This window comes from Limosilactobacillus vaginalis (genome assembly GCF_025311515.1).
Taxonomy (GTDB): Bacteria; Bacillota; Bacilli; order Lactobacillales; family Lactobacillaceae; genus Limosilactobacillus; species Limosilactobacillus vaginalis.
Genome location: NZ_CP104399.1, coordinates 1,449,471 through 1,469,232, shown reverse-complemented (window position 1 = coordinate 1,469,232; position 19,762 = coordinate 1,449,471). Strand labels below are relative to the sequence as shown.

General features: G+C 40.2%; 24 protein-coding genes. All 24 read left to right on the top strand.

Going from position 1 to position 19,762, the window contains the following annotated elements:
• Positions 1-20: 20 nt before the first annotated feature.
• Positions 21-530: a 30S ribosomal protein S5 gene (gene rpsE, locus N4627_RS07405; protein ID WP_003716669.1), complete on the top strand. Its 510-nt coding sequence runs from the start codon at positions 21-23 to the stop codon at positions 528-530.
• Positions 531-544: 14 nt separating this feature from the next.
• On the top strand, positions 545-727 hold the full coding sequence (gene rpmD, locus N4627_RS07400; RefSeq protein WP_003716670.1) for a 50S ribosomal protein L30: 183 nt from the start codon (positions 545-547) through the stop codon (positions 725-727).
• 32 nt (positions 728-759) lie between these two features.
• Positions 760-1,194: a 50S ribosomal protein L15 gene (gene rplO / locus N4627_RS07395; protein WP_003716671.1), complete on the top strand. Its 435-nt coding sequence runs from the start codon at positions 760-762 to the stop codon at positions 1,192-1,194.
• Positions 1,195-2,517, top strand: a complete 1,323-nt coding sequence (gene secY / locus N4627_RS07390) for a preprotein translocase subunit SecY (RefSeq protein WP_003716672.1) — start codon at positions 1,195-1,197, stop codon at positions 2,515-2,517.
• A 5-nt stretch (positions 2,518-2,522) separates the two neighbouring features.
• A complete protein-coding gene (locus N4627_RS07385; RefSeq protein WP_278777665.1) occupies positions 2,523-3,173 on the top strand; it encodes an adenylate kinase in 651 nt (216 codons plus the stop codon).
• A 129-nt stretch (positions 3,174-3,302) separates the two neighbouring features.
• Complete coding sequence (gene infA / locus N4627_RS07380) at positions 3,303-3,521, top strand: translation initiation factor IF-1 (protein ID WP_040530804.1); 219 nt, start codon at positions 3,303-3,305, stop codon at positions 3,519-3,521.
• A 35-nt stretch (positions 3,522-3,556) separates the two neighbouring features.
• Positions 3,557-3,676 (top strand): 50S ribosomal protein L36, encoded by a 120-nt coding sequence (gene rpmJ / locus N4627_RS07375; RefSeq protein WP_003714521.1) that lies wholly within the window; start codon positions 3,557-3,559, stop codon positions 3,674-3,676.
• Positions 3,677-3,707: 31 nt separating this feature from the next.
• A complete protein-coding gene (gene rpsM / locus N4627_RS07370; protein WP_003716675.1) occupies positions 3,708-4,073 on the top strand; it encodes a 30S ribosomal protein S13 in 366 nt (121 codons plus the stop codon).
• Positions 4,074-4,106: 33 nt separating this feature from the next.
• Positions 4,107-4,496, top strand: a complete 390-nt coding sequence (gene rpsK, locus N4627_RS07365; RefSeq protein WP_003716676.1) for a 30S ribosomal protein S11 — start codon at positions 4,107-4,109, stop codon at positions 4,494-4,496.
• Between the two features lie 82 nt (positions 4,497-4,578).
• Positions 4,579-5,523: a DNA-directed RNA polymerase subunit alpha gene (locus tag N4627_RS07360; RefSeq protein ID WP_003716677.1), complete on the top strand. Its 945-nt coding sequence runs from the start codon at positions 4,579-4,581 to the stop codon at positions 5,521-5,523.
• A gap of 34 nt (positions 5,524-5,557) precedes the next feature.
• Complete coding sequence (gene rplQ / locus N4627_RS07355; protein WP_003716678.1) at positions 5,558-5,941, top strand: 50S ribosomal protein L17; 384 nt, start codon at positions 5,558-5,560, stop codon at positions 5,939-5,941.
• Positions 5,942-6,142: 201 nt separating this feature from the next.
• A complete protein-coding gene (locus N4627_RS07350) occupies positions 6,143-6,970 on the top strand; it encodes an energy-coupling factor transporter ATPase (RefSeq protein ID WP_260964504.1) in 828 nt (275 codons plus the stop codon).
• Positions 6,946-7,809: an ATP-binding cassette domain-containing protein gene (locus N4627_RS07345; RefSeq protein ID WP_191336939.1), complete on the top strand. Its 864-nt coding sequence runs from the start codon at positions 6,946-6,948 to the stop codon at positions 7,807-7,809. The genes N4627_RS07350 and N4627_RS07345 overlap by 25 nt, the downstream gene beginning before the upstream one ends.
• Positions 7,802-8,602: an energy-coupling factor transporter transmembrane component T family protein gene (locus N4627_RS07340; protein WP_124031877.1), complete on the top strand. Its 801-nt coding sequence runs from the start codon at positions 7,802-7,804 to the stop codon at positions 8,600-8,602. Before N4627_RS07345 ends, N4627_RS07340 begins: the two co-directional genes overlap by 8 nt.
• Positions 8,603-8,619: 17 nt before the next feature.
• Positions 8,620-9,390, top strand: coding sequence for a tRNA pseudouridine(38-40) synthase TruA (truA, locus tag N4627_RS07335; protein ID WP_003716682.1), 771 nt, complete (start codon positions 8,620-8,622; stop codon positions 9,388-9,390).
• A 105-nt stretch (positions 9,391-9,495) separates the two neighbouring features.
• Positions 9,496-9,939 (top strand): 50S ribosomal protein L13, encoded by a 444-nt coding sequence (gene rplM / locus N4627_RS07330; protein ID WP_040530816.1) that lies wholly within the window; start codon positions 9,496-9,498, stop codon positions 9,937-9,939.
• Between the two features lie 7 nt (positions 9,940-9,946).
• Positions 9,947-10,348 (top strand): 30S ribosomal protein S9, encoded by a 402-nt coding sequence (gene rpsI, locus N4627_RS07325; protein WP_056974559.1) that lies wholly within the window; start codon positions 9,947-9,949, stop codon positions 10,346-10,348.
• 150 nt (positions 10,349-10,498) lie between these two features.
• Positions 10,499-11,272, top strand: coding sequence for a (S)-acetoin forming diacetyl reductase (locus N4627_RS07320; RefSeq protein WP_003716686.1), 774 nt, complete (start codon positions 10,499-10,501; stop codon positions 11,270-11,272).
• 205 nt (positions 11,273-11,477) lie between these two features.
• Positions 11,478-12,107 (top strand): glycoside hydrolase family 73 protein, encoded by a 630-nt coding sequence (locus tag N4627_RS07315; protein ID WP_191336940.1) that lies wholly within the window; start codon positions 11,478-11,480, stop codon positions 12,105-12,107.
• 18 nt (positions 12,108-12,125) lie between these two features.
• Positions 12,126-12,701 (top strand): xanthine phosphoribosyltransferase, encoded by a 576-nt coding sequence (locus N4627_RS07310; RefSeq protein ID WP_056974557.1) that lies wholly within the window; start codon positions 12,126-12,128, stop codon positions 12,699-12,701.
• A 24-nt stretch (positions 12,702-12,725) separates the two neighbouring features.
• Positions 12,726-13,898 carry an ATP-grasp domain-containing protein gene (locus N4627_RS07305; protein WP_191336941.1) on the top strand — a complete coding sequence of 391 codons (1,173 nt, stop codon included), beginning with the start codon at positions 12,726-12,728 and terminating at the stop codon, positions 13,896-13,898.
• A gap of 128 nt (positions 13,899-14,026) precedes the next feature.
• On the top strand, positions 14,027-16,312 hold the full coding sequence (gene pcrA / locus N4627_RS07300; protein ID WP_260964498.1) for a DNA helicase PcrA: 2,286 nt from the start codon (positions 14,027-14,029) through the stop codon (positions 16,310-16,312).
• Positions 16,313-16,331: 19 nt separating this feature from the next.
• Positions 16,332-18,374: an NAD-dependent DNA ligase LigA gene (ligA, locus tag N4627_RS07295; protein ID WP_260964496.1), complete on the top strand. Its 2,043-nt coding sequence runs from the start codon at positions 16,332-16,334 to the stop codon at positions 18,372-18,374.
• A 3-nt stretch (positions 18,375-18,377) separates the two neighbouring features.
• Positions 18,378-19,493, top strand: coding sequence for a CamS family sex pheromone protein (locus N4627_RS07290; protein ID WP_003716692.1), 1,116 nt, complete (start codon positions 18,378-18,380; stop codon positions 19,491-19,493).
• The last annotated feature ends 269 nt before the right edge of the window (positions 19,494-19,762 follow it).

Here is a 19,762-nt window from a genome sequence, read left to right as displayed (position 1 = left end):
AAAAGGAGGAATAACCTGCAATGACATCATCAGAATTCATTGATCCAGCAAAGTTGGACTTAGACGATCAAGTTGTTGCCATCAACCGGATTACCAAGGTTGTTAAGGGTGGTCGTCGGATGCGTTTTGCCGCTTTAGTAATTGTCGGCGATCGTAAGGGCCATGTTGGTTTTGGTACTGGTAAGGCTCAAGAAGTTCCTGAAGCTATTCGTAAGGCTCAAGCTGCTGCTGAAAAGAACCTGATCACTGTTCCTATCGTTGGTACTACTATTCCACACGAAGTTATCGGTACATACGGTGGTGGAAAGATTATGTTGAAGCCAGCCGTTGAAGGTTCCGGGGTTGCTGCCGGTGGTGCGGTCCGTAACGTTATGGACCTTGCTGGTGTAGCCGATGTTACTTCAAAGCGTCTTGGTTCAAACACTCCTGTTAACGTTGTTCGTGCAACATTCGAAGGTTTGAAGCAATTAAAGAGCGCTGAAGAAGTTGCTAAACTTCGTGGCGTTTCTGTAGACCACTTAGCAGAATAAGGAGGGCACTAATTATGGCTCAAGTTAAAGTTACTTTAATCCACAGTGTTGCCCACCGTCAGCCAACCCAACGCCGGACTGTTAAGGCTTTGGGTCTTGGTAAGATTAACAGTTCTGTTATCTTACCAGATAACGCTGCAACACGTGGCCAAATCTTTAAGATTGCTCACTTAGTTTCTATTGAAGAAGTTAAGTAATTACAACTAAATAATAAGGAGGTGCCTACTAAATGAAGTTAAACGAATTAAAACCTGCTGCAGGTTCTCGTTCAAAGCGTCTTCGTAAGGGTCGTGGCCTTTCATCAGGTCATGGTTTTACTTCTGGACGTGGTACTAAGGGTCAAAAGGCTCATGGTAAGACACGTTTAGGCTTTGAAGGGGGTCAAATGCCACTCTACCGGCAAATTCCAAAGCGTGGTTTCACTAATATTAACCGTAAGGAATATGCTATTGTTAACTTAAGTACGTTAGATCGGTTTGAAGATGGTACTGAAGTTACTCCACAATTATTGATGGAAAGTGGCATTGTTAAGAACTTGAAGAGCGGTGTTAAGGTTCTTGGTAACGGTAAGCTTACTAAGAAGTTAACTGTTAAGGCTAATAAGTTTTCTGCTTCAGCAGTGTCAGCTATCGAAGCTGCTGGCGGTAAAACTGAGGTGATGTAATTGTTTACAGCCGTCAAAAATGCATTTAAGGTTAAGGATATTCGTAAAAAAATATTCTTTACATTATTTGTATTAATTGTTTACCGGATTGGGGCGGCGATCACAGTTCCTGGTGTTAATGCTGCTGCTTTGCAGGAAATTTCATCGACTGGATTGGCTTCAATCCTTAATACCTTTAGTGGTGGTGGACTAGAAAATTACTCACTATTTGCGATGGGTGTTTCTCCATACATCACTGCACAAATTGTTGTTCAATTACTACAAATGGATATTGTTCCACGATTTGTTGAATGGAGTAAACAAGGTGAAGTTGGTCGGCGAAAGTTGAATCAAGCAACCCGATGGCTGACAATTGTTCTCGGATTTATTCAGTCAATCGGTATTACAGCAGGTTTTAATGCTTTAAGCTCGATAAAGCTTGTCAATCATCCAAATGTTACAACATACTTGACAATTGGATTAATTCTAACTGCAGGGACAATGTTTGCAACTTGGATGGGTGATATGATTACTGAGCGAGGATTAGGAAATGGGGTTTCCATGCTAATCTTCGCTGGTATTGTTGCTCAGATGCCAGGTGGTATTTACCAACTATGGCAAGACCAAATTGCTGGTGAATCTGGATCGGCACTTTGGATGGGAATCGGTTTTGTTGCCTTAGTAATAATTGCATTGATTATCATTGTTGCTTTTGTTACTTGGGTACAACAGGCTGAACGACGCTTACCAATTCAGTATACTCGACGGACTACCACTTCACCTGCTAGTAGTTACTTACCATTAAAGATTAACGTTTCTGGTGTTATTCCGGTTATTTTTGCTGGTTCATTCATTTCTACACCGCAAACAATCTTAATGGCATTCCAACAAAATCATGGTGGAGATACCTGGTACCAAGTGTTATCTACAATATTTAACATGCAGTCTGGACCAGGAATTACATTATATATTTTCTTAATTGTTGTATTTACCTTCTTCTATGCCTTTGTTCAAGTCAATCCAGAAAAGCTTGCGGAAAACTTGCAAAAACAAGGGAGTTATATTTCAGGAGTTCGTCCTGGAAAGGGTACTCAGCAATATATTTCAGCATTATTAATGCGGTTAAGTACTGTTGGTTCACTTTTCTTGGGATTGATTTCATTAATTCCATTAGTAGCCAGCAATGTATGGAACCTAAGTCAATCAATTGGATTAGGTGGTACTAGTTTACTGATTATTGTTCAAATTGCTCTTGACGTTGTCCGTCAATTAACTGGTTTGACAATGAAACGTGAATATATTGGATTTATTCGTGGACCAAGACCAGAAGGAGGAGAAGTATAATGACAATGAATCTTGTTTTAATGGGTTTGCCTGGTGCCGGTAAAGGTACACAAGCTCAAAAGATTGTTGAGGATTTTGATATTCCTCACATTTCTACCGGAGATATTTTCCGGGCAGCAATTAAGAATGAAACGCCAATGGGAATTGAGGCAAAGAAGTACATCGATAAGGGAGAACTTGTTCCTGATGAAGTTACCAATGGTATTGTTAAGGAACGTCTTTCGAAAGATGATACGGCAAAAGGCTTCATGTTAGATGGCTTCCCACGTAATCTTAACCAAGCAGCAGCATTGGATAAGATGTTGGCTGAAAGTAATCGACAACTAGATGCGGTTATCAATATTCACGTCGAACCAGATGTATTGGTAGAACGACTAAGTGGTCGATTTATCTGTCGTAATTGTGGTGCAACTTATCACCGAGTATACAACCCACCTAAGGTTGAAGGTACTTGTGATGTTTGTGGTCATCATGATTTTTATCAACGTGATGATGATAAACCTGAAACCGTAAAGAATCGGTTAGATGTTAACATCAAGTTAAATACACCACTGGTAGACTACTACCAAAAGAAAGGTGTTTTGTACACAATCGATGGTCAACAAGACATTGTCAAGGTTTATGAAGATGTTAAAAAGGTATTAGATAACCTTTAAGCTGTTAAACCTTGCGAAGTTTACATAGTTATGCTAAACTTTGTAAGGTTTATATAGCTTACAGTGGGAAATGATGTCGTTTTCCACCGTTTTTACGTCATTTCTTGGTTATGCAAGGAGGAACCAATTGTGGCAAAAGCCGATGTGATTGAAGTTGAAGGTAAGATTACTGAAACCTTACCTAATGCGATGTTTAAAGTTGAATTGGAAAATGGTGCTGAAATTTTAGCACACGTTTCTGGTAAGATCCGGATGCATTACATTAAGATTTTACCTGGTGACCGTGTTAAGGTTGAAATGTCACCATATGATTTGACCAAGGGTCGGATTACCTTCCGGTTTAAGTAGTAATTAAACAGTAACTCTCTAGGAGGATTAATAAAATGAAAGTAAGACCATCAGTCAAGCGGATGTGCGAACACTGCAAGATCGTAAAGCGTCACGGACGTGTTATGGTTATTTGCTCTGCTAATCCAAAGCACAAGCAACGTCAAGGTAAGTAATTTATTTAAATAAGGATGGAGGTGTAAATAAATGGCTCGTATCGCAGGTGTCGATTTACCTCGTGACAAGCGAATCGTAATCGGCTTAACATACATTTACGGAATTGGTAACACACGTGCTCAAAAGATTTTGAAGGACGCTGGTGTTTCTGAAGATATTCGTGTTCGTGATTTAACTCCTGAACAAGAAGAACAAATCCGTACTCAAGTTGACCAATACCAAGTAGAAGGTGACTTACGTCGTGAAGTTACTTTGAACATTAAGCGGCTCCAAGAAATTGGTTCATACCGTGGAATGCGTCACCGTCGTGGTTTACCAGTTCGTGGTCAACACACTAAGAACAATGCACGTACTCGTAAGGGTAAGGCAGTTACTATTGCTAACAAGAAGAAGTAATCTATTTTAATATAAAGGAGGTTAGTACTTAATATGGCAACCAAAAAAGGTACGCGTAAGCGTCGTGCAAAAAAGAATGTTGAAACTGGTGTTGCTCACATTCACTCAACATTTAACAACACTTTGATCATGATTACTGATGTTCAAGGTAACGCTGTTGCTTGGTCATCAGCTGGTGTATTGGGCTTTAAGGGTTCACGAAAGTCAACTCCTTTCGCTGCTCAAATGGCTTCAGAAGCTGCTGCTAAGCAAGCTATGGAACATGGCATGAAGACCGTTGAAGTTGAAGTTAAGGGTCCAGGTTCTGGTCGTGAATCAGCTATCCGTGCTCTTCAAGCAACTGGTTTGGAAGTCACTGCTATTCGTGATGTGACTCCAGTTCCTCATAATGGTTCTCGTCCTCCAAAGCGTCGTCGTGTTTAATTGACATTGCTGGAGTTACGAATCCATCAATGGCCTTTTAGTCTAAAATACGAACTGCGTTTGAAAGGGGTACAGAGATAGAATGATCGAATTTGAAAAGCCAAACATTCACAAGGTTGAAGAAACTGATAGCTACGGTAAGTTCGTTGTTGAACCGCTCGAACGTGGTTATGGAACTACACTTGGTAATTCATTAAGACGAGTTTTACTAGCATCATTACCTGGTGCTGCCATCACTAGTATTCAAATTGATGGTGTTTTACATGAATTCAGTACTGTTGAAGGTGTTACTGAAGATGTAACTCAAATCATTTTGAACCTGAAGAAAGTTTCTCTAAAACTGGATTCAGAAGAACAAAAGGATCTTGAGATTGATGTTAAAGGTCCTGCTGAAGTTACCGCCGGTGATATTCAAGGCGATGGTGAAGTTGAGGTTCTTAACCCTGACTTATACATTGCTACCGTTGCAGATGGTGCCGAACTGCACATCAAGATGACTGCTGACAAGGGTCGTGGTTATCTTTCTGCAAATGATAACAAAGCTCGAATGGATGATCTCGCAATTGGTGTATTGCCAATTGACTCCATTTATACCCCGATTGAACGTGTTAACTACACAGTTGAAAATGCTCGGGTTGGTCAACGTAATGATTACGATAAGCTAACCTTAGATGTTTGGACTGATGGTTCATTAACACCGACCGAAGCTGTTAGCTTGGGTGCTAAGATTTTAACGGAACACTTGGCAATGTTTGTCAACCTTACTGAAGAGGCTCAAAATGCACAAGTGATGGTTGAAAAGGAAGAAACCCATAAAGAAAAAATGCTTGAAATGACAATTGAAGAACTTGATCTTTCAGTTCGTTCATACAACTGTCTTAAGCGTGCGGGTATCAATACCGTTAAGGAATTGACCGATCGGACCGAAGCTGACATGATGAAGGTACGGAACTTAGGCCAAAAGTCACTTGAAGAAATTAAGTTGAAATTAAACGATCTCGGCGTTTCATTCCGTCAAGATGATTAATTAATCAAACCAATGGAAAAGGAGGGACAACTTCATGAGTTACCGTAAATTAGGACGTACAAGTTCACAACGTAAGGCTTTATTACGTGATTTAACTACTGATTTAATTGTTAATGGTCGGATTACTACTACCGAGGCTCGTGCTAAGGAAGTTCGTAAGACTGCTGATCAAATGATTACCCTTGCAAAGCGTGGCGATTTAGCTTCACGTCGTAAGGCAGCTGCTTTTGTTCGGAACGTTGTTGCTGATGTTAAGGAAGATGGCGACAACATCCGTATTCAATCTGCTCTTCAAAACTTGTTTGAAGAATTAGCACCTAAGTATGCTGAACGTAATGGTGGTTACACACGGATTTTGAAGACTATGCCTCGTCGTGGTGACGGTGCTAAGATGGTTATCTTAGAATTCGTTGACTAACATTTCGTTAATCAAAAGTTTATTAATACGTAATAAAGAATCACTATCATTGAAGTATAGAGCGTTACGATGGTGGGATTATTCCCTAGTCTAGCTTGAATGCGGATTAACCGTGCACTTCTCTGGTAAGTGATTTTTTATTTTTAAATTCTTTTGCTTTCTCTGTTAAAATAATAAGTATTAACGTAAAGGATAAAAAAGATGCAAGAGATTAAATTTAACCATGTCACATTTAAATATCCTGACTCTAATAAGGTACTAATAGATAATCAATCATTTGTTTTGCCGACAAATAAATGGATCTCAATTGTTGGTCATAATGGAAGTGGGAAGAGTACGGTTGTTCGTCTTCTTAATGGCCTTCTTCAACCAAGTAAGGGAAAAATTCTAATTGGTGATTTAGAAGTAAATGAACAGCATTTAGAAACAGTTCATAAGTTGGTTGGAATGGTTTTTCAAAACCCGGAAAACCAATTCGTTGGCTCAACAGTTGCCGAAGATGTTGCTTTTGGTTTAGAAAATTATAATGTTGCTCCGGAAGAAATGCCAACGATCATTAAGCAAGCTTTAAAGAGTGTTGGAATGATTGATTGTGAAGATAGTTTAATTGCTGATCTTTCTGGTGGTCAAAAACAACGAATTGCTATTGCGGGAGTGTTAGCAGTAAAGCCTAAAATAATTATCTTTGATGAGGCTACTAGCATGCTTGATCCAGTGGGAAGAGAATCAATTATGAAGCTACTAGAAACTCTTCATCATGATGGGGGGTATACAATCATCATGATTACCCACGACCTTAATGAAGCAGAACTGGCTGATCATATTTTGATCCTTGATCAAGGTAAAGTAGTAGCAAATGATGTTACTAAAAAGGTTTTATCAAATCATCAATTATTAAGAAAGCTTCAACTGACACCAGCAGCTGGTGAGCAAATTAGAGAGAAGTTAATCCATGCAGGAATAAAGGCTCCTCAAGAATACATAACAACGGGGGAAATGGTTCGATGGCTAAAGCAAAAATTGAATTAAGGAATGTTAACTTTATTTACCAGCCAACGACGCCTCTCGCTCATCAAGCACTGCGTAATATTAATTTAAAGATTGCGGATGGAGCATTTACTGTGTTGGTTGGCCAAACTGGCAGTGGTAAATCAACCCTGGTCAACTTAATTGACGCCTTGACTCTTCCAACATCAGGACAGGTAGTCGTCAATGGACGGTTAATTAATAATCAAACATCCAAAAGAGAACAGGAGCTATTTCGCCAAAAAATTGGTTTTGTTTTTCAATTTCCTGAGCGCCAACTATTTGCGCAAACTGTTCGTGATGATTTAGCGTTTGGGCCACAGAATCTTGGTTGGCCTCAGAAAAAAATAAATAAGTCAATTATGAAGGCGTTAGAAACCGTTCAATTATCACCGACGATTCTTAAACAATCTCCTTTTTCACTATCTGGTGGACAAAAACGACGAGTTGCAATTGCTGGAGTACTGGCAATGAATCCTGAAGTTTTAATTTTAGATGAACCCGCAGTTGGCCTTGATTCCTTGGCTGTTCAACGGTTACTCAACATTATTAAAGAATTGAACCAACGTGGAGTTACCATTATTATGATTACTCATTATTTAGAAATGGTTACATCATTAGTAACCCAAATTGTTGCACTTCACGATGGGCAGATTACGTTTGATGGTAGTCCACAAGAATTTTTTAGTAGTCAGCAATTGTTAAAAAAGAGTAACTTGTTGGCTCCTAAAAGCATTCAAATTTCCCGGGAAATTGGTTTGAGCGGATTGCCTCTATCATTGGATGAACTGTCTGCAAACCTGATTGAACGATTAAAGAATGGGGGAATGGCAAATGGGTAACATGGTTGTCTTTGGAAGCTATGTTCCGCTAAATTCACCAATTCATCGTTTAGATGCCCGGACTAAATTAATTCTTTGTATTTGGTATGTTATCAGTGTTTTTTTTGCTAATCATTTATGGCCAGCGATTTGGATATCATTTGTTTTGCTAATTACGCTGATTATAAGCCGGGTTCCTCTTCGGATGTATTGGACAGGGATAAAGCCATTTTTAATTGTGATCCTAATAACTGTTTGTCTACAGGTCCTATTCAGTAGCGGCGGTCAGATGTATTGGCATTATGGCTGGATTTCGATAACAAGTGACGGAATAAAGAATGCATTTTTAATCTTTTATCGGTTTACGGTAATTATTACAGCATCCACGATTCTCACGGTAACCACGCCAACTCTGCAGTTAGCTGGAGCATTTTCCTGGTTAATTTTTCCGTTAAAATGGTTAAGAGTTCCGGTAGATAAGATTTCCCTGATGTTATCAATTGCATTAAGATTTGTTCCGACAATTATGGCAGATATTAAGATAATTATGAATGCTCAGCGGTCACGGGGAATGGATTTCCACCAAGGAAACTTAATAACGAGGCTAAAGCACCTTATTCCAATTATAATTCCATTATTTGTGAATTCGTTTCAGCATTCGGAAGACTTAGCAACAGCAATGGAAGCGCGGGGATATTCATTAGAGCGTCCACGGACTCAATATCGCCAGTTATCCTGGCACAAAGGAGATACCGTTGCATTATTGTTGATGCTTATGGCTGATGTTGTAATTGGGATTTTAAACTTAATTTAGCGAGGAGAGTTTTCATTGTGTATCGTTACAAAATAACATTTGCTTACGATGGATCAAATTTTTCCGGCTTTCAAATTCAGCCGCATAAAAGAACGGTAGAGCAGGTTTTAAAAAATGCGGTTAACAAGATTGCTAAGCATCCAACCCCTGAAATTCCAGTAATTGGATCAGGGAGAACTGATGCTGGAGTTCATGCCTTAAATCAGGTTGCTCATTTTGATATTCCATACCACCTGAGTAATGAATCAATGCGCAAGGCATTAAATAGTATTTTGCCGCTTGATATTCTGATAAAAAAAGCAGAATTAGTCGATAGCGATTTTCATGCCCGGTATAGTGCTCATAATAAGACTTATCGTTACCGAGTGGATCAAGGAGAATTTGTTAATCCCTTTAAGCGAAACTATACAGCACATTTTAAATATCCATTGGATTTAACGTTAATGCGAAAGGCTGCTAAGAACTTTATTGGCGAACATGACTTTACTAGCTTTGTAGCCTCCGGAAGCCAAGCTAAAAGCAATGTTCGAACCGTTTATAAAATAGATATCAAACGGGATAAATTAAGAAATGAGGTTGTTTTTGACTTTACTGGGAACGGCTTTCTCTATAATCAAATTCGGATCATGGTGGCCTTTCTTTTAGAAATCGGCAGTAAGCAACGACCTGTTGATGATGTTAAACGTGTATTAGCAGCTAAAGATCGGACACAAGCTCGGATGACTGCTCCCGCAAGCGGCCTATATTTAGTTTCAGTAGATTACGGGAATGATCGGGAAAGTGATTGACGAAGTGGTTGTAACAAGGTATACTAGCACTTGGTATTTCTTTTCCATCTAATAACTCGGTACACTATTATATGTAAAAGAAAAACAAAATTGGAGGACTTAATCGTGAGAACGACATACATCGCAAAACCTGGTGAAGTTGATCGCAAGTGGTACGTTGTCGATGCAAAGGATGTCCCAATGGGTCGTCTTTCTGCTGTCGTCGCATCAATTTTGCGTGGTAAGAACAAGCCAACATACACTCCACACGTTGATACTGGTGACAATGTTATTGTTATCAACGCTGCGCAAGTTAAGTTAACTGGTAAGAAAGCTACTGACAAGATTTACTACCGTCACTCAGACTACGCTGGTGGTTTGAAGCAACGGACTGCTGGTGACTTCCGTGCTAAGGAACCTGAGAAGTTATTGGAACACTCAATCAAGGGTATGCTTCCACACAATTCTCTTGGTCGTAAGATGGGCTTAAAGCTTCATGTATACGCTGGTGAAGATCACAGTCATGCAGCACAAAAGCCTGAAGCACTCGATATTACTAACTTAATTTAAGGAGGGAATGGAATTGGCTCAACAAGTTCAATACAGTGGTACTGGTCGGCGTAAAGACGCTACTGCGCGTGTTCGCTTAGTACCAGGTTCTGGTAAGATTACAATGAACGGCAAGGCAATTGAAGACTACATTCCATTTGCCAACTTACGTGCTATTGTTAACCAACCATTTAATGTTACTAAGACTGACGGTCAATACGATGTTTTAGCTAACGTTAATGGTGGTGGTTTCTCTGGTCAAGCTGGTGCAGTACGTCACGGTATCGCCCGTGCATTACTCGCAGTTGACCCTGACTTCCGTGACGCTTTGAAGAAGGCCGGTCTCTTGACTCGTGACCCTCGTATGAAGGAACGTCGTAAGCCAGGTCTTAAGAAGGCTCGTAAGGCTGCTCAATTTAGTAAGCGTTAATATTCGATTTATCGCTTCCAAAAAAAGAAGTTGGATTTTTGTCCAACTTCTTTTTTTATACACATACACAATCGTATTTCTTTTATCTTTAATTTAAAAGACGTATAATATAGTTGTTGTAACCGCTTACTAATATAAGGAGGCTAAATTATGGCAAAACGTGTTGCTTTAGTTACTGGTGGTAGTCAAGGTATTGGTAAGGCAATTGCAGAACGGTTAGTTAACGATGGCTTTTCCGTTGCTTTAGTTGCCCTGGAAGAAAATAAACTACAGGAAACTGCTAAGGAACTGGAAGAAAAGGGTGGTGAAGCTTTACCAATCGTTGCGGATGTTTCTGATCGTGATGCTGTATTCGCTGCGGTTAAGAAGACTGTTGATCATTTTGGTGATTTAAATGTAGTTGTTAATAATGCTGGCCTTGGTCCAACTACGCCAATTGATACAATTACTCCTGAACAATTCGAAAAGGTTTATGGAGTAAATGTTGGGGGTGTTCTTTGGGGAATCCAAGCTGCACACCAAGCATTTAATAAGTTAGGTCACGGTGGAAAGATCATCAATGCCACCTCACAAGCTGGGGTTGTTGGTAATCCAAACTTAGCACTTTATTCTGGTACTAAGTTCGCTATTCGGGGAATTACTCAAGTAGCTGCTCGTGATTTGGCTGACGAAGGCATTACTGTTAATGCCTACGCTCCAGGAATTGTTAAGACACCAATGATGTTTGATATTGCCCACCAAGTAGGAAAGAATGCTGGTAAGAGTGATGAATGGGGAATGCAGACATTTGCTAAGAACATTGCTTTAAAACGGCTCTCTGAACCAGAAGATGTTGCCAATGCTGTTGGCTTCTTAGCTGGCCCTGATTCAAATTACATTACTGGACAGACGATCATTGTTGATGGTGGGATGCAATTCCACTAGAATGAGTGATCGTAACTCAGTGAAGAACTTGCGGAAGACTAGCGAGTTTTTGAGGAGCAAATTTCAATCATATTAACTAACGGGGGTTGGATAAAATTCCAGCCCTTTTCTTATTTTTAAATTTAAAATACTAAAATATTCTCCCAAACAAGGCTTATTTTGCTACAATCAATAGTTAGTAGTGAAAATAAGGGAGGCATAGCTTTTGGCAAAACGGCGGCGGAGAAGAACGAGGAAGAGAAAATCACATGGGAACGTTTTTGTGTGGTTATTGGTTATTATTATATTGTTCCTGGGTGTTTATGTTGGTCACCACTTTTACCGAATTTGGAACCAGCAACGTATTGAACAGGCTGCACTGAAACGGGATCGTGAAGCTAAAGAGTTATTTATTAAGCAGGTGGCTCCAGAAGCACAAGCAATGCAGAATACATACCATGTCTATGCGTCAATTACGATTGCCCAAGCGATCCTTGAATCTAATTGGGGTACCAGTAAATTAGCTACTCAGTATCATAATCTTTTCGGAATTAAGGGAACTGGTGCTAATTCAAAAGTTATGACAACTAAAGAATATACTGGTGGTAAATGGATTGTCATTAAGGACCGTTTTCGTGTTTATAGTAGTTGGGATGAATCGATTAAGGATCATACCCGGCTAATGCTTCAAGGAACTGATATGAATCGGCAGAATTATGATCGAGTTGTTAAGGCTGCTAATTATGAAGAGGCAGCAAAAGCTCTGCAGCAATCTGGCTACGCTACCGATCCAGACTATGCTAAGAAGCTTATTTCAGTCATTCAAACGTATAAGTTATATAATTATGATAAATAATCAAGAGGGGTTTGTATTATGAGAGAATTACAAGAGAAAATTGAACAATACGGAACGGTTCTTCCAGGAAATGTTTTAAAAGTTGATGCTTTCCTTAATCACCAGGTTGACCCAGAATTGATGCTTAAAGTTGGTCAAGAATTTGCAAAGCTATTTGCTAATGAGGGAGTTACCAAGGTTTGGACAGTTGAATCATCAGGAATTGCTCCTGCGGTGATGACTGGTTTGGCACTTAAGGTTCCGGTAATTTTTGCACGAAAGCACAAAAGTTTGACCCTGAACCAGAATATGTATACTGCTGATGTTTATTCATACACAAAAAAGACAACCAATCGAATTTCTATTTCTAAAAAATATGTCGATGCTAATGATAAGATCTTAATGATTGACGATTTCTTAGCTAACGGACAGGCAGTTGAAGGAATGCTAGAGATTGCTGATCAAGCTGGCGTTGATGTTGCTGGTGCTGGGATTGTGATTGAGAAGAGTTTCCAGCCTGGAGCTCAAGAATTAAAAGATCGTGGTATTCGAGTTGAATCACTAGCAAGGATTAAATCATTAGCGGATGGTAAGGTAACCTTTATGGAAGATTAATGATAGTGCAGAGAGGAGAATTAAATGAGTAATACAATTTTTCCCGGCAGTACTTTAGGAATTATTGGAATTAACCGTAACGGGGTAGCGATGATTGCAGCTGCTAAAAAAGCTGGTTTTAATGTTGGTGTTTACGTTGATCGTTCTCAACCGGACATTACTAAGATGGCAGATTTTACAATTGATGGTGCTTATAATGACAAACAAAAACTTACCGAATTCGGTGAGGCTTGTGATGCTATCATTTATCAAACACCTAACATTGATTCTACTGTGATCCGTTTTCTTGGCCAATATGCAGCAATTCCACAAGGCATTAACGGTTTGGAAATTGTTCAAGACCGGTTAATGGAACGGGCATTTTTGGATCAAATCAATATTAATATTGCTCCCTATGTTACTGTTATTGGTTTAGATGATGTTTACCAATCAATTGACTCAATCGGTTATCCGGCCCTTCTGAAGCCAATTCAACGGGGGATCGGTGAACAATCAATGATGATTAAACGTCAATCTGACATTACCAGGGCTGCAGACTTTATTGATACAGGAACCTATCTACTGGAATCGTGGATTGACCACACGGCAGAATATACCTTAACTGCTGCTTGTGCTAATGGCGAAGTTGAAATTTTTCCCTTAGCACAATTGGAATATAATGAGGACCGGCAATTAATTTCAGTGGCTTCACCTGCTGAGGTTGCGGATGACATGCTACAAGAAATGCACCGGATTATTAAGAGTGTTGCTGATTCACTTCAGTATACCGGTGTTTTCTCGGTTAATTTTTATGTAACTTCGACTGGGACACTTTACGTTAAGAACATTGAATTAGGACTAACATCAATTGCAAATGTTTATGACAATACGACAAATGTGGATCAGTACGAACAACAATTGCGAGCAAGTGTTGGAATGCCATTACATGTTATTCGACAGTTGCAGACGGCATTACTAATGATTATCCGGAACTACCAGTCCGTTGCTATTCGTCGTCAGTGGCTTCTTAAGAATAATTGGAAGTTCCGCTTCTTTAATAGTGATACTGATACTGCTGATCCAGCAGGAATCCTTGGTTTTGTTTGGGTTACTGGCGATACTGACCTGGATGCTTTACGAAACCAGGTTGATGATACTGAGGTTTGGAATAAAACATTGCCAAATTCAGGGTCAGATAATGAAGAGCAAGAAAAATAAATAAGAACTGAGCTGAGACTGCTCACCAAAAGTCTTAAGCTCAGTTTTATTTTTGCAACATATGTTCGAAAACGACCAAAAGAAGTTGAAAATTTGGTATAATATGAGCCGATTGAAATTTAGAGAGGATGGAAATAGGCGTGAATAGTCAAGCACTTTTAGACGGCATGAACGATAAGCAAACCGAAGCAGTCTTAACAACAGAGGGGCCACTTTTAGTAATGGCTGGAGCTGGTTCAGGAAAGACTCGAGTACTAACTCATCGAATTGCATATCTGATCGAAGAAAAGGGTGTGCTTCCTTGGAATATTCTTGCGATCACGTTTACGAATAAGGCCGCACGAGAAATGCAAGAACGTGTTGGTAAGCTTTTAGGTGAGAGTGCTCGTGACATTTGGGTTTCCACATTTCACGCCCTCTGTGTACGGATTCTGCGACGCGATATTGAAAAGCTGGGGTATAACCGAGCATTTACGATCGCTGACACCAGTGAGCAACGAACATTAATGAAACGGATTTGTGCAGAATTAAATATTGACACCAAAAAATTCGATCCCCGAAGTATCCTCAGTGCAATCTCTAATGCTAAGAATGCATTGCAAACCCCTGATGACTACTCAAAAGAAGCCAATAGCATGTTTGAGAACATGGTTGCTCGCGCGTACAAACTCTATCAACGGGAACTAGAGGCTAATCAATCCTTAGACTTTGATGATTTGATTATGAAAACAATTGAGCTCTTTGAAAAGGATCAAGAGACTCTGGAATTCTATCAAGATAAGTTTCATTACATCCATGTCGATGAGTATCAGGATACTAACGATGCTCAATATAAGTTAGTTAACATGCTTGCTCAGGGATACAAGAACCTTTGCGTTGTTGGGGATGCTGACCAGAGTATCTATGGTTGGCGTGGCGCAAACATGAATAACATTTTAAACTTTGAACATGATTATCCACAAGCACATACAGTAATGCTGGAACAAAATTATCGTTCAACTCAGACAATTTTAGACGCGGCTAACGAAGTGATCGATAATAACGTTTACCGAAAGAAAAAGAAGTTGTGGACTGAAAACGGCAAGGGAGACCAGATTTCTTACTACCGGGCACAAAACGAACACGATGAAGCCCAATTTATTGTCTCTAAAATTAAAGAAGAACGGGAAAAGAATAATTATAAGTACAATGACTTTGCCATTCTTTACCGTACTAACGCTCAATCACGGATGATCGAAGAAACCTTCTTAAAGAGTAGTGTTCCGTACACCATGGTTGGTGGCCATAAATTCTACGACCGGAAAGAAATTAGGGATATTCTTGCCTACTTGACATTAATTGTTAACCCTCAAGATTCAATGAGCTTTGAACGAGTAGTTAATACTCCTAAGCGGGGAATCGGGATGACCAGTGTTGACCATTTGCGAGAATTTGCTAATGATAATAATTGGTCACTCCTTGAGGCTACAGAAAACGTTGATATTGCAAATAACATCTCAACGCGGACGCGGGTTAAAATTGATGAGTTTGGTCAGTTAATGCGTAACTTAACTAAGCAAGCTGAGTTCTTAAACTTAACTGACTTAACGGAAGAAATCTTAGATAAGAGTGGGTACAATAAAGCGCTTGAACAAGATAAGAGTCTTGAATCACAGGCGCGGCGTGAAAACCTTGATGAATTCAAATCGGTTACCCAAGAATATGATGAGCAGCATAAGGATGAGGATGATAATAACATTCAAAAGATTACCAACTTTCTTGCTGACCTTGCTTTGGTTTCTGATCAGGATGACGTTGACGAACAAGCTCCGGCAGTTACGTTGATGACTCTTCATGCTGCCAAAGGACTTGAATTTCCGGTAGTTTTTCTTGTGGGGATGGAAGAAGGAATTTTCCCACTTTCTCGGGCAATTTTAGAAGACGATGAACTTGAAGAAGAGCGTCGCCTTGCATATGTTGGAATTACCCGAGCAAAGAAGAAACTTTACCTAACAAATGCCTTTTCCCGGTTGCTTTACGGCCGAATCCAACGAAACCAGCCATCTCGTTTTGTGGAGGAAATTAATCCTGACCTTCTTAAATTCGAGAATGATCAGCCTGCTGAGCGTCTTGGAGGACAAAAATTGCCATTTGGTGGTGAAGCGGCCACTGCAACTACTTATCGAGAGCAGAAGCAGCGTCGCCAATACCGGAGTGCTGGAAAACGAGTAAAGCCAGTAACTAATACGGGAACGGGAGCTGACCAGGTTTCCTGGAAGACCGGTGATAAGGTAACCCATAAGAAGTGGGGAGAAGGAACCGTTGTTAAGGTTAGTGGAAGTGGTAATGACAAGGAACTTGACATTGCCTTTCCTCAACAAGGAGTTAAACGACTTTTGGCTAGTTTTGCGCCAATTAAGAAGGTTACTGATTAATTAAAGTGAGGCCAATAAAATGGATAATCAATCAATCCCGGTTGCACAATTAACATTGGATCAGGCAAAAGAAGAAATTGGTCCATTGCGAAAGCAGATTGCTCAATGGGGGAAAGAGTACTATGAACAAGACAGTCCTACGGTGGAAGACTATGTTTATGATCGTCAATACCAACGGCTTGTTCAGATTGAACAACGCTTTCCCGAATTGCAAACGCCAGATTCACCAACACAGCAAGTTGGTGGTGAGGCTGAAAGCCAGCTGACGAAGGTTCGGCATGAGATTCCGATGTTGTCGATGGGGGATGTCTTCTCAATTGAAGAGCTAATGGACTTTAATCATCGTCAACAGGAAAATCGTGACGTTGATGTTGAGGCAGAGTATAACCTTGAATTAAAGATCGATGGCTTGTCACTATCGCTCGTTTATGAAAACGGAAAGCTAATCCAGGGTTCAACTCGCGGAAACGGTAATATTGGCGAAGATGTTACCGAAAATGTTCGGACAATAAAATCGGTTCCCCAAGAACTTCCCGAACCACTCTCCGTTGAATTTCGTGGTGAATGCTACATGCCAAAAGAGTCATTTGCCAAATTGAATGCACAACGAGAAGATGATGGTCAACCAATTTTTGCTAATCCCCGAAACGCAGCAGCAGGAAGCCTTAGACAGTTAGATCCCAAGGTTACAGCCAAACGTGATTTGGATACATTTATGTACTATGTTCCTGAATATCAAAAGCTGGGAGTTACAACTCAAGCAGAGGCTTTAGATAGGATGCGTGAGCTTGGCTTTAAGGTTAATCCGCATAACCGGGTTGTTCATAATCGACAAGAAATAGAAGATTACATTAATGAATACACGGCTAAACGTGACCAGTTAGCCTACGGAATTGACGGAATTGTGGAGAAAGTTAATGATCTTGAGACTGAAGAAGTACTCGGAAATACTGTTAAGGTGCCTCGCTGGGAGATTGCCTACAAGTTTCCTCCAGAGGAACAGCCGACAATTATCCGTGATATTGAATGGACTGTTGGCCGAACAGGGAATGTAACGCCGACTGCTGTAATGGATCCGGTTCAATTGGCTGGGACAACAGTTAGTCGTGCTTCCCTTCATAATCCTGACTACTTAAAGGAAAAGGATGTTAGGTTAGGTGATACTGTCTACCTTCATAAAGCAGGCGATATCATTCCAGAAATTTCTAAAGTTAATTTGAGTAAGCGACCGGCTGATAGTGAGCCATATCAAATTCCAACAAAATGTCCTGCATGTGATTCTGAACTAGTTCACCTTGATGATGAAGTAGCTCTCCGGTGCATTAACCCAATGTGTCCAGCACAAATTAAAGAGGGACTAGCACACTTTGCTTCACGAAATGCAATGGACATTGGTGGCCTCGGACCAAAGATTATTGAACAGTTATGGGATAAGAAGCTGATTCACGATGTTGCGGGACTTTATGCCTTAACAGAAGAACAATTATTAACTTTAGATAAATTTGGTGAAAAATCGGCGACAAACTTATTGACATCGATCAATAATAGTCGTAATAATTCTGTCGAGCGCCTTTTATTCGGACTTGGTATTCGTCATGTTGGCGCCAAAGCAGCACGCCTGATTATGGCTCATTTTAATGATTTGGATCAGTTAATGGGAGCTAGTGCCGATGAAATTTCCGCTGTTGATGGAATCGGTCCGACAATTGGTGAAAGCGTAGAAACGTATTTTGCTAATGAACAGGTTCAGTCATTAATTGAGGAGCTTCGTCAATCCGGCCTCAACTTTACTTATCTTGGCTCGACTACACCAGTCGATGAGTCGAGCGATTGGAATGGTAAACGGGTTGTTTTAACCGGAAAATTAGTGGAGATGACCCGGACTGAGGCAAAAGACTGGTTAGAAGCACATGGAGCTAAAGTAACAGGTAGTGTTTCAAAAAAGACTGATATTGTCATTGCCGGAGAAAAAGCGGGAAGCAAACTCACTAAGGCTCAGGAGCTTGGAGTCGATGTTTGGGATGACCAACGCTTTAGTCAGGCAATGAAGGAGGAACAATAAACGTTGAAGAACAAACTAAAAAAAATAACCGTTGGGGTTGCCCTCTTGATGTCAACTTTGGTTTTGACTTCATGTGGCTTTGGTCATAAATCATCGAAAAATTACAGTACTACTGGTTCTTTGAGTGGAACTTATCAAGGGGTTATTAAAAATGGCCACTACAAAACAAGTAAGGCACGGGGAGTCAATGTTAGCCAAAATAGTAATTCATATAACCTTAAAAGTTTTGAAAGTGGCTTAACCCAAGTATCAAAACGGGTTTTCTCAACGAAAAATTATATTTTCCAAGAAGGTCAATATCTTGATACCAGTACGGTTGAAAATTGGCTAGGACGAAAGAGCAAGAGCAATCCAGAAGGTCTTAACCCGGCTGAAGGGAAAAAGAGCGATCCTAATCCAGAATACATTCAGCAGATTGAAGAACAGGATTACATGCAGGAAAGCGGTAATTCAATGAAACTGCATGGTGTCACAATTGGGATCGGAATTAATTCTGAATATAACTACCAGAAGAAGACTGATGGACCAAATTATACAAAGAACATTAGTAATGCAGAGGTTAAGCGTCAGGGTGAAATCGCTGCTCAAAAGATCTTAACCCGGTTACGGAAGAAGAAAGAATTACGGAATGTTCCAATCGTGATTGCTTTATATAAGCAGGCACCAGACGATAGTTTAGTTGGTGGAAGCTTCTTTGCTTATAGTAAGAACAACGGAAGCAAGATTAGCAGCTGGCATAAGTTAGACTACCGGACTGCTGTACTACCAAAGGCTAACGGAACTGACCAGGAAACTAAATCCGATCAAACGGATAATGATAGTTTCTCTAACTTTAAGAGTCAGGTTCAGAGTTTCTTCCCTAACTTAAGTGGAGTAACTGCTCAAGCACAGTACAACGGTAGTTCATTGACTGGAATGCATATTACCATTACAACGCAATTCTATAGTCAGACCGAAATTACCAGCTTTACTCAATACATTGCCCGTGCCGCAAGAAAATACTTGCCAAGCGGAATTCCAATTGACATCAAGATTCAATCTAGTTCCGAAATGCAAGCCGTCGTTTACCGTAATTCCGGCTCCGACAAATTCCAAAGCCACGTGTTTGATTCGTATTAAGGAATAGAGTGTGAGCCCGTTAAAACCTTCCGGTGGCTAACGATTTCTCCACCGAACGACGTTTTGTCGTCGGAGGTGGAGGTCGTTAGCTTGAGGAAGGTTAGGGCGAACACGTTTTGACTATGTTACAGTAGAACTATTGTGAGGGAGCTTAGGCTAAACGCATTTTGACTATGTTGCAATAGGTGGAGGTTGCGGTCACTGCGAACCCTTTTAACTAAATAATAAAATTAAGTGTTTCATAACATGAGGTTTCACTTCTTCATCAA